The organism is Ruegeria sp. HKCCD6119 (assembly GCF_013110585.1).
In the GTDB taxonomy this organism is placed as follows: Bacteria; Pseudomonadota; Alphaproteobacteria; order Rhodobacterales; family Rhodobacteraceae; genus Ruegeria.
The window spans coordinates 197,868-213,178 of record NZ_WVQV01000006.1; the positions used below are offsets into that span (position 1 = coordinate 197,868).

Annotated in this window: 9 protein-coding genes; 3 read left to right on the plus strand and 6 right to left on the minus strand. The window is 58.6% G+C overall.

All coding sequences use genetic code 11. From position 1 onward, the window contains the following. Positions 1-17: 17 nt before the first annotated feature. The 3 genes from GS611_RS14940 to GS611_RS14950 form a co-directional block, all read right to left on the minus strand. A complete protein-coding gene (locus tag GS611_RS14940; RefSeq protein WP_171636932.1) occupies positions 18-1,181 on the minus strand; it encodes a benzoate/H(+) symporter BenE family transporter in 1,164 nt (387 codons plus the stop codon). A 138-nt stretch (positions 1,182-1,319) separates the two neighbouring features. Further along, positions 1,320-4,481, minus strand: a complete 3,162-nt coding sequence (locus GS611_RS14945; RefSeq protein WP_171636935.1) for a valine--tRNA ligase — start codon at positions 4,479-4,481, stop codon at positions 1,320-1,322. 79 nt (positions 4,482-4,560) lie between these two features. Next, a complete protein-coding gene (locus GS611_RS14950; RefSeq protein WP_171636936.1) occupies positions 4,561-5,289 on the minus strand; it encodes a dienelactone hydrolase family protein in 729 nt (242 codons plus the stop codon). A 113-nt stretch (positions 5,290-5,402) separates the two neighbouring features. Between GS611_RS14950 and GS611_RS14955 the strand changes: the two genes are divergently transcribed. Both GS611_RS14955 and GS611_RS14960 read left to right on the plus strand, forming a co-directional pair. Then, positions 5,403-7,694 carry a xanthine dehydrogenase family protein molybdopterin-binding subunit gene (locus GS611_RS14955; protein WP_171636937.1) on the plus strand — a complete coding sequence of 764 codons (2,292 nt, stop codon included), beginning with the start codon at positions 5,403-5,405 and terminating at the stop codon, positions 7,692-7,694. After that, complete coding sequence (locus GS611_RS14960) at positions 7,672-8,748, plus strand: DUF2235 domain-containing protein (RefSeq protein ID WP_171636938.1); 1,077 nt, start codon at positions 7,672-7,674, stop codon at positions 8,746-8,748. The genes GS611_RS14955 and GS611_RS14960 overlap by 23 nt, the downstream gene beginning before the upstream one ends. Positions 8,749-9,061: 313 nt before the next feature. On the opposite strand, the gene GS611_RS14965 is transcribed toward GS611_RS14960, so the two are convergent. Together GS611_RS14965 and GS611_RS14970 are read right to left on the minus strand one after the other, a co-directional pair. Further along, the gene (locus GS611_RS14965; protein ID WP_171636939.1) at positions 9,062-10,084 is read right to left on the minus strand and encodes an alpha/beta hydrolase; all 1,023 of its coding nucleotides are present in this window, start codon (positions 10,082-10,084) and stop codon (positions 9,062-9,064) included. A gap of 240 nt (positions 10,085-10,324) precedes the next feature. Then, entirely contained in the window at positions 10,325-11,149 is an 825-nt protein-coding gene (locus GS611_RS14970) for an alpha/beta hydrolase (RefSeq protein WP_171636940.1), read from the minus strand. Between the two features lie 494 nt (positions 11,150-11,643). Between GS611_RS14970 and GS611_RS14975 the strand changes: the two genes are divergently transcribed. After that, entirely contained in the window at positions 11,644-12,276 is a 633-nt protein-coding gene (locus GS611_RS14975; RefSeq protein ID WP_171636941.1) for a tyrosine-type recombinase/integrase, read from the plus strand. A gap of 1,511 nt (positions 12,277-13,787) precedes the next feature. On the opposite strand, the gene GS611_RS14980 is transcribed toward GS611_RS14975, so the two are convergent. Further along, positions 13,788-14,914, minus strand: a protein-coding gene (locus tag GS611_RS14980) for an IS3 family transposase (protein WP_171636943.1) whose coding sequence is annotated in 2 segments (ribosomal slippage) — positions 13,788-14,650 and positions 14,650-14,914 — 1,128 coding nt in all. Because the reading frame shifts where the segments join, the coding sequence is not laid out codon by codon here. Positions 14,915-15,311 lie beyond the last annotated feature (397 nt).

The window sequence follows — 15,311 nt, forward strand, 5'->3', positions numbered from 1 at the left end:
GTGCGGTTTGAACCCGTTTACCGAAAGCGTTGTTTCACAAGATAGGCCATCCCGCCTGCCAGCAAGCCCCAGACGGCCGCACCAAGTCCAAACGCGGTAATGCCGGATGCAGTGATGGCAAAGGTCAGGATGGCCGCCTCGCGCTCGGCCGGAACTTCCAGCGCGGCGGATGTGGCATTGGCCATCACCCCGATCAGCGCAACACCGGTCAGCGTGCCCATCAACAGTGGATCGGCATGAATGGCGAACCCGGTAATCGCCACGGCGAACACCCCGAACAGGCAATAGAACAACCCACCCATCACGGCAGACCAATAGCGTTGCGCGGGGTCGGGGTGGCTGTCCTCGTTCGCGCACATCGCAGCGGTGATCGCCGCAAGGCAGGTGGCGGGGGCACCGAACGGAGAAGACAAGATGCTGGAAATACCCACGGACGAGAACAGCTTGCCGGTCTGCGGCGCATAGCCAAAGCTGCGGATCACCGCGATGCCGGGGATGTTCTGGGTCGCCATCGTGACGATGAACAGCGGCACGGCAATCCCGATGACCGAAGCCGCAGAGAAGCTGGGCGTGGTCCAGACCGGAGCCGCGATCCATTGCGTCGGCGTCAGCGACGCGTCCCCGGCGTTCAGAACGACGACGGCTGCCGCTGCTACGACCGCAGCCGGAACGGCAAACAGGCGGTTGATCCGGCCGGCGATGAACCATGTCAGAATTACCGGCAAGGCTTGCCATGGCAGGTCAACCGCTGCCTGAAAGGGCAATATGCAAAGCGGCAGCAACACGCCCCCCAACATGGCCTGCGCCAGGGTCGTCGGTATCGCCGCAGCCATTCGCCCCAATGGTCGCCACAGCCCGGCCAACACGGTCAAAGCCCCTGCACAAAGGAACGCGCCTGTCGCTTCGGCAAACCCCAGTGCAGGTGTGGCGGAAACCGCCAGCAGGGCCGCACCCGGCGTGGACCAGGCCACGCTGATCGGCTGCCGATACCACAGGCTCAGCACGATGGCGGTCAGGCCCATGGCAATGGCCGCCATCATCAATCCGGACGCCGCCTGCGTCGGGGACGCGCCCATCGCCGCCAACCCTTGCAATACAATCGGGAAAGAGCTGAAAAAGCCGACGATTGCCACAACCAGCCCGGTCGAGACTGTCTGGAACGGTGGGGCTTTGAGCGTCATGACGGCCTCGGGGAAATGTGTTCGCTGATTGCTAACAAGCAGAGGCAGGGTCGGGCAAGGTCTGAACGTGCAAAAGAAAACCCCGCCGTTGTGGTCGCGGCGGGGTTCCGGATTTGAGTATTTGGGAAAAGATGAAGATCAGGCGATTTCGGTCAGTCGGGCCAGCGCCTCGTTCAGTTTAGCTTCTTCCTCTTCGCGGGCGGCGAGGTTGGCTTTGGCCTCTTCCACGACCTCTGCAGGGGCCGAGGCCACGAATTTCGGGTTGTTCAGACGCCCGCGCAGACCACCAAGTTCCTTGGCCAGCTTGCCCTTGGCCTTTTCCAGCCGTTCCTTTTCCGCTCCGATGTCGATGATATCCGCCAGCGGCAGGCCAAAGGACGCTCCGGGCGCCGCGATCGAGATCGTGCCCTTGGGCAGCGTGTCGGCTTTGGTCAGGCTGTCGATCCGGGCCAGCCGCTTGATCAGCGCCTCGTTCCGGTCCCAGGCGGCCTGGCCGTGGGTGTCGATCTCGGTCACCAGCATCGGCACGTACAAACCGGCCGGAACGCGCATCTGGGCGCGGGCCGAACGGGTGTTCTCGATCACCGAAATCACCCAGTTCATTTCGCGATCCGCGGCGGCATCAACCAGATCGACGGCGGCATAGGTCGGCCAGTCGGCATGCACCAGCATCTTGGCGCGGGTGCCGGTCAGGCCCCACAGTTCCTCGGTGATGAATGGCATGATCGGGTGCAGCAGGACCAGGCACTGATCCAGAACCCAGCGCATGGTGGCGCGGGTTTCAGCCTGGGCCTCGGCGTCATCGCCTTGCAGCAGAGGTTTGGACAGTTCCACATACCAGTCACAGACCTTGCCCCAGACAAAGGCATAAAGCCCGTTCGCCGCGTCGTTGAAGCGGTAGCTGTCCAGCGCCGCGTCGACCTCTTCGCGCACGCGGGCAGTTTCGCCGATGATCCAGCGGTTCACGGCGGCTTTGGGCTTCAGATCAGCCGCATCCAATTGCGGCACGGCGTCGGTGAAAACCTCGTTCATCTCGGCAAAGCGGACGGCGTTCCACAGCTTGGTGCCAAAGTTGCGATAACCGGTGATGCGTTCGCGGGACAGTTTCAGCACCCCGCCAATCGCCGCCATCGACGCGTTGGTAAAGCGCAGCGCGTCGGCACCGAACTCGTCCACAATCTCCAGCGGGTCGATGACGTTGCCGGTGGTCTTGGACATCTTCTTGCCCTTCTCGTCGCGGACGAGCTGGTGCAGATATACGGTGTGGAACGGGATCTGATCGACCACGGCCAGCTGCATCATCATCATCCGGGCGACCCAGAAGAACAGGATGTCGAAACCGGTGATCAGAACATCGGTCGGGAAGTAGCGCTGCAACTCTTCGGTCTGTTCGGGCCAGCCCAGCGTGCCGATGGGCCACAGGCCAGAGGAGAACCACGTGTCCAGCACGTCAGGGTCGCGCCACACCGGGTAAACCAGCTTGGTCGGATCCTGTTCAACGGCGTACTGCGCCAGGCTTTCGGCGAACCGATGGATCGCCTCCTGCTTGTCGGCGACTTCGATCACGGTCGCGTGGCTCAGAGGGCTGGGAATGTCCGCATTGTCGTCCAGGAACTTTTCGGTAACGGCCTCGAAACTCGCGGCACATTCCATGACATTGCCACGATGCAGCATGCCGCCTTCGTTCAGCAAACGACCCAATTCAACCAGATCAAGGTCGCCATCATTCTCGTCGTCAATGAAGTCTTCTGCGGACAGGTCTAGACCATACCAAACCGGAATCTGATGCCCCCACCACAGTTGGCGGCTGATGCACCAGGGTTCGATATTTTCCAGCCAGTGGTAATAGGTCTTCTCGCCCGACTCGGGGATGATCTTGACCGTGCCGTCCTTGACCGCGTCCAGCGCAGGGCCGACGACCTTGGCGGCATCGACGAACCACTGATCGGTGAACATCGGCTCGATCACCACCTTCGACCGGTCGCCGAAGGGCTGCATGATCGGTTTGCTTTCGACCAGCGGCACCAGTGTGTCGGCGCCTTCCTGATCCGGCTTCAATGCGGTCGATCCCAGGCGCGGATCATCCGCGCGGGTCATCACGGCCAGACCATCAGCCGTGATCTCTTCAACCACCTTGGCCCGCGCTTCGAACCGGTCGAGGCCACGCAGATGATCCGGCACCAGATTGATCGCGTCGATTTCGTTCTCAGTAAACGCGCGCCCACGCGCATAGTCCTGCGCCTTGTCTGCCTCTTCGGCATAAGGGGCCCCATCGGCCCGCATCGCGCCCTTGGTGTCCATCAGGCGGTACATCGGAATGCCGCCGCGCTTGGCGACCATGTTGTCATTGAAGTCATGTGCGCCGGTGATCTTCACCGCGCCCGAGCCGAAATCGGGGTCGGGGTAGTCGTCGGTGATGATCGGGATCTGGCGGCGATGCTCTTTCGGTCCAACCGGGATTTCGCACAGCTTGCCGACGATCGGCGCATAGCGTTCGTCCGAGGGGTGCACCGCAACCGCGCCGTCGCCCAGCATGGTTTCGGGGCGGGTCGTGGCGATGGAAATGTAATCCCGCTCTTCCTCAAGGATGACGTTCCCGTCCTCGTCTTTTTCAACGTAAGTGTACGTCTCACCCCCGGCCAGCGGGTACTTGAAGTGCCACATGTGGCCGGCGACCTCGATATTCTCGACCTCGAGGTCCGAGATCGCGGTTTCGAAATGCGGATCCCAGTTGACCAGCCGCTTGCCGCGGTAGATCAGGCCCTTGTCGTACATGTCGACAAAAACCTTGATGACCGCGTCGTGGAAGTTGGAGCTGTTTTCATGGCCCGTGCGCGGGTCGCCCGCTGCACCGGCCATGGTAAAGGCGTTGCGCGACCAGTCGCAGGAGGAGCCGAGGCGTTTCAGCTGCTCGATGATGGTGCCGCCGTATTCACCCTTCCATTCCCAGACTTTTTCCAGAAACTTTTCGCGGCCCAATTCGTTGCGGCTGGGTTGTTGGGTGGCGGCCAGCATCTTTTCGACCTGCATCTGGGTTGCGATGCCGGCGTGGTCCTGGCCGGGCTGCCACAACGTGTCAAAGCCACGCATGCGGTGCCAACGGATCAGGATGTCCTGTAGGGTGTTGTTGAACGCATGGCCCACATGCAGAGCACCGGTCACGTTGGGCGGCGGGATCATGATGGTAAAGCTTTCCTCGCGCGAACGGTTCGCGCCTGCCTTGAAGGCTCCGGCCTGTTCCCAGGCCTTGTAGATCCGGGCCTCGGCCTCGGCCGCGTTGAATGTCTTTTCCATCGCCATGGGATGCGTCCTGCGTCAACAAATTCGGGTCCGCGCCTGCAATAGCGAATGCGCGCGGCAAGGGGAAGGCCTAGTGCGCCTAAGCCACGCCAAAGCGTGCTTTGAAATAGGCGTCAACGCGTTGATAGGCGGGTTCATGGAAATCCAGCGTCAGCAGCGAATGATCCTTGCCGGGATATTCGACGGTTTCCAGCAGATTGCCGAATGCCTGTTCAAGCGCCTGCATCAGTTTCTTTGGTGCAAGCTTGTCTTCGGAGTACCGCATCGCCAGACCGGGGCCTTTCGCGGTCATACCCGCAGAGGCCGCGCCGATGTCTTCAGCGCTCATGTGCAGATGGCGACCCCCGAGGATCGGCAGCGCAGGTTGGCTGGCTACGCCGCCCAGAACGGCGTCTTCGGCCATGAGGGTCAGGGCGAAACTGCCGGTCAGGCACATGCCGATGACGCCCACACCGGCGCTGTTTTCGCGTTGCTTGATCTCACGGGTCAGGGCGCGCATCCATCCTGCAATGGGGCTCTGCTTGCCACGGGCGAAAATGTTGAACTCGCGCCGCACGCAGAACAACCGGGCCATGTTTTTGGCCATTTCAACCTTGCCATATGTTCCAAACAAATGAGGCAGGTAGACGCGAAAGCCGGATGCGTTGAGCTTGGCGGACAACGCCAGCGTTTCGGGCCCGATCCCGGGCAGTTCCTGAAGGATCAGGATCGGTGGGCCTTCGCCGCCGACATAAACGTCATGTGTGGTCGACTGCCCGCTGGTCATCGGGGCAGAGAAGGGAAAAACGGTATCATGCGTCCAGCTCATGGCCCAAGGCTAGCCGAACATCCTTTGCGCGCAAACGAATTTCAGTGAACTCCGCTGGACATCGCCTGGTCGCGGGCTAGGCTCGCCCCTGAGACCGCGCAGGAGGGCCACCCATGGAAAAGTTCGGCAGAAGCCAGCCGGTGAAACGGACCGAGGATCAACGGTTCCTGACCGGGCAGGGGCGTTACATGGATGATGCGGTGCCCGGGAACGCTTTGTTTGCCGCATTCTTCCGCAGCCCGGTGGCGCATGGTGACATCACGTCTCTGGATGTCGAGGCCGCACGGGCTGCCGACGGCGTTCGGCTGGTCATGACGCTGGACGATCTGGCAGCTTCGGGCATCGACACGGTGCTAAACGCTGCCGTTTTACAAAACCGCGATGGATCGAAGGCCGCTGCGCCCGATCGGCACATGCTGGCCAGGGATCGCGTGCGTTTCGTGGGCGAGCCGGTGGCGGTTGTTATCGCGGATACGCTGGCACAAGCGCAGGACGCGGTCGAGTTGATCTGGATGGATACGCAAGAGCGCCCTGCCAAGCTGGACGTGAAGGCAGGCGGTGAGATCCTGCACGCGGAAGCGCCCGAGAACCGTGCTTTCGATTGGGGGCTGGGCGACGAAACCGCGACCCAGGCTGCCTTTCAGGCGGCCGCGCATACGGTGTCGCTGAACGTCGCCGACAACAGGGTCATCATTAGTTCGCTGGAGCCGCGCGGATGTCAGGCGAACTGGTCCGAGGGGCGCCTGCATTTCTCTTACGGAGGTCAGGGCGTTTGGGCGATGAAGGCCCAACTGGCGCAAAAACTGAAACTGGATGCGGACAACATACGCGTCACGACCCCGGATGTGGGTGGTGGTTTCGGTATGAAAGTGATGCCATACCCCGAATATTTCTGCGTTTCCGTGTCGGCGATGAAGCTGGGTCAGCCGGTGCACTGGATGTCCGACCGGTCCGAGGCGATGCTTTCCGATCACCAGGGCCGCGACCTGACCTCGCTGGCCGAGCTGGCCTTTGACGCCGATCACAAGATCACCGCCTATCGCGTCCACAGCAAGGTGAACCTTGGCGCCTATAACAGCCACTTCGGTCAGGCGATCCAGACCAGCCTGTTCAGCAAAGTGCTGATGGGTGTCTATGACGTCCAGACCACCTATTTGCGGGTCGAAGGCTTTTATACGAACACGACGCAGGTGGATGCGTATCGCGGTGCGGGCCGCCCCGAGGCGATTTACGTGCTTGAACGCGCGATGGACCGCGCCGCGCGCGAACTGGGCATTGACCCGTGGGAACTGCGGCGCAGGAATTTCATCCGCTCCGCCGATTTCCCCTACACCACTTCCACCGGCGAAACTTATGATGTCGGCGATTTCGACATGGTCCTCACCCGTGCGGCCGACCAGACCACCGGGTTCGAGGCCCGAAAAGCTGCGGATGCCGAACGCGGTCTGACCCGGGGGCAGGGTCTCTGTTACTATATCGAAAGCATTTTGGGGGACCCTTCCGAAAACGCGAAGGTCGCGTTTTGCGAGGATGGAACGGTGAATCTTTACGTCGGCACACAATCGAACGGGCAGGGGCATGAGACGGTCTACGCCCAGTTCCTGTCAGATCAGACGGGTATCCCCATGGACAAGATCACCGTCATTCAGGGCGATACCGACCGGCTTGCCCATGGCGGCGGCACTGGCGGGTCCCGCTCGGTCACGGTGCAAAGCACGGCCACCCTGGCCACGATTGACAAGATGATCGCCGCATTCACGCCTTATCTAGCCGATAAGATGGGGGTCGAGGACAGTGATGTGCATTTTGACCACGAGACATTCCGAGCGCCGGGCTCCAACCTGACGCCGACCCTGACCGAAGCTGCCGAGATGGCGCGTGCCGATGGTCGAACGGATCTGCTGCAACATGAGGCCCGCGCAAACCTGGATGCGCGCAGCTATCCGAACGGCGCGCATGTTGCCGAAGTCGTGATCGATTCTTGCTCCGGCGAAACCTGGGTGGACCGGTACACCGTGGTTGACGATTTTGGTAATCTTATCAATCCGATGCTGGCAGAAGGGCAGGTGCATGGCGGGGTGGTGCAGGGTATCGGCCAGGCGCTGACGGAACATGTCGTGCACGATGCACATGGGCAACTGCTCACGGCTTCGTTTATGGATTACGCCTTGCCCCGTGCAACCGACATACCCATGATTAAGTTTACCTCGGCGCCGGTTCCGTCAACCTCGAACCCGATGGGGATGAAAGGGTGTGGCGAGGCTGGCACCGTGGGCGCGCTGGCCGCTGTGGCAAACGCGGTTCAGGATGCGCTCTGGGATCATGGGGTGCGGCAGGCGGACATGCCTTTCACACCTCACAAAGTATGGGAATTGCTGACGCATGAATCTGTCGCGGCTGAGTAGAAAGGTTCTGGGATGGCTCGGGCGCCCTTTGCGGTCCGAGCATTCCGCCGAGACGCGGCACCGCGAACCGATCAGCCATGTCATCATCCTTGATGGCACCATGTCCACTCTGGAACCGGGGTTTGAAACCCACGCCGGTCAGACATTTCGCCTGTGCTGCGAGATGGGCAGCAAGGTTTCGGTGTTCTACGAGGCAGGCGTGCAGTGGGAAAGCTGGAAGTCCTCGCTGGACGTGATGATGGGCAGGGGCATCAACCGCCAGATCCGTCGCGCCTATGGGTATTTGGCGTCCCGCTACAAGCCGGGCGACAAGATCTTTTTCATCGGTTATTCGCGCGGTGCCTATGGCGTGCGCAGTCTGGCCGGCGTGATCGACATGATCGGCCTGCTCAGGGCGGAACACGCCACTGAACGAAACATACTGCAAGCGTATCGCCACTATGAATGCAATCCAGAGGGCATCGCCGCCAGCGAATTCCGCCGACGTTTCTGCCACGAAGGGGTCGAGATCGAGATGGTCGGCGTCTGGGACACGGTCAAGGCGCTGGGTTTGCGTTTGCCGCTGCTGTGGCGTAGGGCCGAAGAGAAGCACGCCTTTCACAACCATCAGCTGGGCCCGGTCACCCGCCACGGGTATCACGCTTTGGCGCTGGATGAGACGCGCGAAGTGTTCGAACCAGTTCTGTGGACCTGCACGCCCGAGTTCAAGGGCCATGTGGAGCAGGTCTGGTTCCGCGGAACCCATGGCGACATAGGTGGCCAATTGAACGGCTACGAAGAGGCGCGGCCGCTGAGCAACATTTCCCTGATCTGGATGCTGGACAAGGCGGAATTGCACGGTCTGCCTTTGCCCGACGGCTGGCGCGATCGGTTTCCCATTGATCCCCATGCTCCGTCGGTTGGCACATGGCGCGGCTGGGGTAAGATTTTCCTGCTGCGAAAGCATCGCAAGGTCGGGCAGGACCCGTCAGAACGCCTGCATGTTTCAGTTTCGCCGGACGAACTGCCCGGATGGGTCGCGATGCCGAACCTGCCGACACATCCCGCGCAGTGAAAGGCTACAATGTGCCGGTGACTCCAAGATCACCGGTACTTCACTGTCAGGTTCGAGCCCAACTTGTAAATTCGAATTTCTTGGTACGTGCGCACGCAGCACCAGAAATGCTGCATGCGCGTGGATTTCGGTGCCGCCGCGCAGCGGAAGGACCAGTCATTCATGTTGACCGCAGCGAGGAACAGACGCCGAATTCACCAGGAGCGGGACTTTGCTGCCGTTCTCGTCATTCACTCGTTTGCGGAAATCCGAAATTGCTGAAGTTCGTCGGAACTCGTGAATGCTTTCGGTTTTTGTAGATGCCGGAGGACCCTTACTTTGAACCCAAGTGCACATCGAGGAATGATATGATCCGGTCTCCCAAAGACATTCGAGTGCCATCGTCACCCAGCGAAACAGCATTGTGCGGATAAAAATGGGCAAATCCCGGAACCCATGACAGCGAGTATTCCACACCGGCTTCTCTCAAAAGCGACACAACTCCCGGCAGGTCACTTAACTGCGTGTGTTCGTCGAATTGAGAGTACGCCAGTAGTGTGGGTGGCAAATCAGGGTGGTCCATCACTGCTTCATGCTCGAAGAGAATGTTCGGCCCGGACAGCGGAAAAATCGCGGCAAGTGGGGCGTCCATACCAATTCCGACGTTGAGTGTAATTCCGCCACCGGCCGAATGCCCGCCCATTGCAATGCGCTCAGGATCGATATTGAAGCGCTCCGCGTTCTCAATGACAAATTCGAGGGCGAGGTTGGCATCTTCCGCACCAGCCAGCCCGGCTTTCCACAGATAAAGCCTGTCTTCGGGGCTGTTCTCTAGCCGTGGCAATCCCATTGCATTCCGAGCCCGAACTGTCGCCTCAAACACCTGCGGCGTGATGTAGGCGTCAACATCGGCAATCAGGTTCCCTTCCCCCGGCGCTAAAGCAGGCTCAGGGTATTCGGTGGCAAGCCGATACTCGATAACAAAAACAACGTAGCCAAGCGGCGCAAGCAACCGCGCATAATCTTCCGGGCGCGAGTGCACAGCGGCCTCTAGCCGAAAGGGTTCTATACGTCTTCCACCGCGGTGATGCGCGCCACCATGCACGTATATTACCGCCGGATGCGGGCCGTCTGAAACTGACGCAGCCTTGGTGTAGTCCGCGTTGGCAGCAGAGGGTGAATAGACGTCCATCCGCAGTTCCCGCTCTGTCTGAATACCATCAGGCGCGATTTTTCCTGTCCCGTAAACAACGTCGAGCTCAGTTTCGTATCCAAACACCTGATCAGCGTTGCCAGATTTGGCGGCTGAAAAAAGCAGCAAAGCGGCTACAGACAGCCAGACGCTTTTACGGATCATTGAATCCTCCAATCGAAAGTAAAGTGTGCTGGTTCGCAACGCTGTCGGCACTTCTGAATGAAGTGGTCGTCGGTACTTTGCCTCTGATTTGTCAAAGCGTCGAAATAGTTATGAAGATTGAAGCAAATAACCGTCGCAAAGTGCTCTACTGCCTGAAGAGCGTTGCAAAGTTCTCTTTGGTATGCGCTGTAAATACAGTCACTAGCAGAAACTGCCGAAGGCGAATGTGCAAGCCGCACTTCAGCGATCATCGGCAAAGGAGCGGTCAAGGAAGGCTGCAATCCGACCTTCTATCGACACACTCACCGCATCGCCGCCCAGACTGGCAGCACCAGCAGGGTAAAAATGGCCAAACCCGGGAACCCATGCGAACTCATAGTCAACGCCGACTTTTTCATAATGCTGGATGAGTTCAGGCACAGAGGATAGCGCGCCAGGAAGATCATATTGCCCCATAAACATCAAAGTCGGTGGCGTTACTGAGGTCGATGTCACGGTCTTTTTCACGTCAAAGCCCGCATCGGTTCCGGAAAGTAAAAAGACACCTGCAACGGGGACGCCCATGCCATAAGCGACGTTCCAGGACGTCACCGCGCCTGCTGAAAAACCTCCCAGAACGATACGGTTTGGATCGATCTGGTATGTCCCGGCTGCCTTGCGAATGTGTAAAACGGCTGTGCGCAGGTCTTCAGCGGCGGCGACTACGCCATCAACCATTGTCTTTTTTTGATCCGGAATCGCGAAATCTATCGGCGGCAGGTTCATCGTCCCCCGAATGTAATTGGCTTGAGGTAAAAGCGGTAACAGACTTTCAGGATCTATCCAGTCTTCTTGGTAGCCCTCGCCGGACAGCACCGGGCGTTCCGTTGTAAGCCGATAATCAATCGCAAAGCAGGTATAACCTCTCGCAGCAAATCGGCGGCAATAGTTGCCCATCGAGGTGTCCTGCGCACCTCCGGATTGAAATGTCAGACGTGGACTGCCGCGATGGAAAGCCCCGCCGAAAGTAAGGATCACAGCTGGCCGTGGCTCGGTAGCATTTTCGGCGGGATAGTAGACGTCCATCCACAGATCTCGCGATACTTGCGTCCCGTCCTTCGTCACGAGGCCCGCGCCGTAGATCACATCAGCCTCCAGAGTGTATGTCTCCGCTGGTGCCTCCTGCGCGAGCAGAGGAGCACCTCCCGGAGCAGGAAAAAGGAGTGTAGCGACCAAAGCCATCAAATTGAAGTTTCGCAATTTGCTCACTTGGCGCCTCGATCGAATGATAAATTGAATTGCCCGAAGCTTTTCACGCAGGTGCGTAAATTCGGACGGCGATCGCAAACACGCTAAATGAGGAGACCCGATCGCACAACTGGCAGGCAGAATAATTCGCTGGCTGCGAATGCAAAGTGTATAGATTAAGCAATTCTGCTTTGGGCTCTCTACTGCCCAATGCGTCTGCGGCGTTCGCCAATGAAACAGCAAGCTTATAACGGCCATTCAAACCACCAGCAAACTGAGGCGCCAGCGCTGTGCATATGTCAGGGTTTGGCGGGAGGAATGGAGGGCGCACAATGCCAAGAGTCCAACTTCCCGCTGTCACCCCGAAACGAAGAGCCTGGCACAAGGGCCGGATCATCGGCCAGAAACGGCCGCTTTGGCCGAAACAGGTCTGGGCGATCCGCGCGCGGCTCGAGCTGGCGGGCAACCTGCGCGATCTTGCGCTGTTCAGTGCGGCCATTGATAGCAAGCTTCGCGGATGCGATTTGGTGAAACTGGCCGTCGCCGACCTGGTAAAGGATGATCGCGTTCGCGAACGCGTGTCCGTGATCCGGAGCAAAACCAAGCGGCCTTTTCAGTTTGAACTTTCTGAAAACACGCGGGATACCATTGCCGCATGGATCAAGTCACCGGAGATGCTCGGCTGCCATTTCATATTTCCCAGCAGGTTTCATGACCGCCCGCATATCTCAACACGCCAATATGGCCGGCTTGTGAGGGATTGGGTGGCCGCGATTGGGCTGGAGCCCAGCGGATACGGCACCCATTCGCTGCGCCGGACCAAAGCAGCGGAAATCTACCGCAAAACCGGAAATCTCAGGGCAGTTCAACTCCTGCTTGGGCACACAAAGGTTGACAGCACTGTCAGATATCTTGGTGTCGAACTTGAAGATGCGTTGAGCATCGCCGAGCAAGTCGACATTTGAACCAGGTTGGCGGGCGGCACTTGCCGTTCGCCAACTCAGACCAGACCTACGGTCGCACCGCGGCAGTGGTTCGGTTCGAGCCCACTTTGACCGATGCTGATCGATGCCCCCATGACAGCAATGCGCAGAAATCTGACTTTGCAAAGATGCCGTTCATGCTTTTGCTCGCCTAACCAGACCGGCCCAGATAGCCGGAGGCCCATCTTGGAAGTGCGGCACTATAGATTGTTGGCCTATTTGAAAAAACTTAGGTACTGAGCAGTGTTGTGCTACGTCAGCCAACGTTAGTGCTAGGGGAATAAGGGCAGTACAAGCTCCAACAAATCAGACGATTTTGGACGAACTATTGGTCGATTAACATCATTGTCCGAGCGATAGCTGCCAGACAAGCTTCAGCGCTGTTTTCGTTTAACCGAAATAATGCACCCAGAGTGTTTTGGATGCCGTGCTGGTACATCCCGCGCCATAGCGTCCACGTTTCCGAGGTGCCGCAACGCTCCGTTGTTCAGCAACACACCACGCCCTGCATCGTAACGGCGCTGTCCAAATCCGCTGGCAACGCATTCCCAGTTTTCCTTTGCCGCTGCGTTGCGGAACCTGGGTAAGTCGTGCGGGTCATGCCGTCCAGGTGTTGCTGCGACATGATCGAGTTTCTTTGAATTGCTTTGGTGGGTCAAATGGTGGGTAACTTGTGTTGTGCCAGTTGGCTGGACAGTACCGGTTGTCGGCCTTGGCTTTGGGCGTATAACTGTCACTACGCCTTGTGGTTTCGGATGTCCTGGGACGGCCATATGAGTTGCGGTAGGTTTTGGAGTCAACTGTGGAACCTGACCAGGAACCGCTGTGGGAACCTGATTGGGAGTCGCGGTTGGGACGAGCGGTGGCACAGCAGTTTGACCGTTAGGTTGAGGCGGAACCTGACCAGGAACAGCGACTGGTATTTGGTTGGGTGTTGCTGTTGGCACCAGGGGCGGCACATTGGGTTGAGGCGGAACCTGGCCTGGGACAGCTATCGGAACTTGATTGGGAGTTGCAGTCGGAACTTGCGGCGGCACAGCAGTCGGTCCGGTAGCCAACGGCGGAACCTGATTGGGAACGGCTGTCGGAACCCGGTTTGGTGTCGGGTTTGGCACTAATGGCGGAGCTAGTGTCGGCGCTACGATCGGCGTTGGCACCTGACCGGGTACCGCTACTGGTGTCGCGATAGGAACCTGACCGGGAATTGCGTTCGGGACCGCGCCCGGTGCAAGGACCGGCACTGTGACGGACGTGGGCGTTTGCGGCGTTCCTCGAGGTGGCAACTGATTTGCCACCGGCTGCGTTGGGCCGGTAATTTGATTGCCTGCCCCTAGCCCACCGGCCTGCCCGCATCCTTGGCTCGACTGGTGTGGGTTCCCTACGCCTCGGCACCATCCGTAGTGATTTCCGCGGGCAAAGACCTGAGTAGCGGCCAGTTCCGCAAACAAACAAGCTCAGGTGATCAGCCCCACTTGTGTGGTCCAAGTTGATTGTTAGTGCATGACCGGCCATTGGTCCAATTGAACGATGGTTTCCGGGGCTGGCGGTTTATATCCCAGAGCACTGTGCGGGCGTTTTGTGTTGTAGTGTTTCCTCCATTCTTCGATCAAAATCTGCGCTTCTCTTAGACAGTAGAAGACTTCTCCATTCAGGAACTCATCTCTGAACCGCGCATTGAAACTTTCACAGTAACCGTTCTCCCATGGGCTGCCTGGCTCGATGTATGCGGTCTTTGCTCCAACTGCATTGATCCAGTCTTGCACCGCCACGGCAATGAACTCAGGGCCATTGTCGGAGCGAATGTAGCTTGGCACACCGCGCATGATGAACAGGTCACTCAGCACGTCGATGACATCGCTGGAGTTCAGCTTGCGGTCCACACGGATCGCCAAGCACTCCCGGCTGTACTCATCGATGACGTTGAGCGTGCGGAATGCCTTTCCCTCATCCGTTCGACAATGCACGAAGTCATAGCTCCAGACATGGTTTCGATGCTCCGGCCGCAGCCGAACACACGATCCATCATTTAACCAGAGCCGTCCCTTCTTCGGTTGTTTCATTGGCACTTTCAGCCCCTCCCGACGCCAAAGCCTTTCGACACGCTTGTCATTCACCTGCCAGCCCGCATCTCTCAGCAAAGCCGCGATCCGGCGATAACCGTAGCGGCCATACTGGCGGGTCAATTCTATCATGTCCGCCACCAGGCGCTTCTCGTCAGCTCGACCTTTCGGCAGCTTTCGCTGTGTGGATCGGTGCTGTTTCAGGACGCGACACGCCCGGCGTTCTGAGACACGCAGTTTGTGGCGCACATGGTTGATGCAGGCACGGCGACGGGCGGGGCTCAGTAGTTTCCCGTGGCCGCCTCCGTCAGGATCAGTTTGTCCAGGGTAAGATCCGAGACGGCCCTTCGAAGACGCTCATTCTCTTTTTGAAGGCGCTTGAGTTCCTTCAATTGATCCGTACCCATTCTGCCGTACTTTTTCTTCCAGCGATAATAGGTCTGTTCAACAACACCAATCTGCCGGATCGCATCCAGACGGGACATGCCTTGCCCCATCAATATCTCAACCCGCCGCAACTTCGAGACAATCTCTTCCGGCTTCGGTCGCTTGTTCACCATGTGGTTCCTCCATTTTCTTAACCATAACGGCGGACCACTTCAGAGGGGGAGGATCAGCTCTTTTAAGGTTTTGCCAGCTGTACGGATCAAAACTCAACAATTTATTGGGTTTAACCCGATCTTCTTCAGCCGTCAGGGCGATCACTGGCGGACGGTCTCTTGTATGGTGCCGATGAAATTTACATTAAATTTAGGAACTTACGCCGCCGGCGACTCTCAGAAAAGTGTGTAACCGTATGTTTTGTTGGAAGAAATGGCCATTTTTACATTTATCCACCATACATAACAAATGTGGTTGACGCTGGGGGTGGGTGCTTTGATGTGGCGTTTCACGTGACATGACCTAGGGTCAGGACTCATAACCAATAAATGACGGTTGCGGCGAGGGCGATGGCGG

What these genes read in the sequence shown, in the direction of transcription:
- GS611_RS14940 (WP_171636932.1), bottom strand. Translation starts at nt 1,181, where the DNA reads ATGACGCTCAAAGCCCCACCGTTCCAGACAGTCTCGACCGGGCTGGTT.
- GS611_RS14945 (WP_171636935.1), bottom strand. Translation starts at nt 4,481, where the DNA reads ATGGCGATGGAAAAGACATTCAACGCGGCCGAGGCCGAGGCCCGGATC.
- GS611_RS14950 (WP_171636936.1), bottom strand. Translation starts at nt 5,289, where the DNA reads ATGAGCTGGACGCATGATACCGTTTTTCCCTTCTCTGCCCCGATGACC.
- GS611_RS14955 (WP_171636937.1), top strand. Translation starts at nt 5,403, where the DNA reads ATGGAAAAGTTCGGCAGAAGCCAGCCGGTGAAACGGACCGAGGATCAA.
- GS611_RS14960 (WP_171636938.1), top strand. Translation starts at nt 7,672, where the DNA reads ATGAATCTGTCGCGGCTGAGTAGAAAGGTTCTGGGATGGCTCGGGCGC.
- GS611_RS14965 (WP_171636939.1), bottom strand. Translation starts at nt 10,084, where the DNA reads ATGATCCGTAAAAGCGTCTGGCTGTCTGTAGCCGCTTTGCTGCTTTTT.
- GS611_RS14970 (WP_171636940.1), bottom strand. Translation starts at nt 11,149, where the DNA reads ATGGACGTCTACTATCCCGCCGAAAATGCTACCGAGCCACGGCCAGCT.
- GS611_RS14975 (WP_171636941.1), top strand. Translation starts at nt 11,644, where the DNA reads ATGCCAAGAGTCCAACTTCCCGCTGTCACCCCGAAACGAAGAGCCTGG.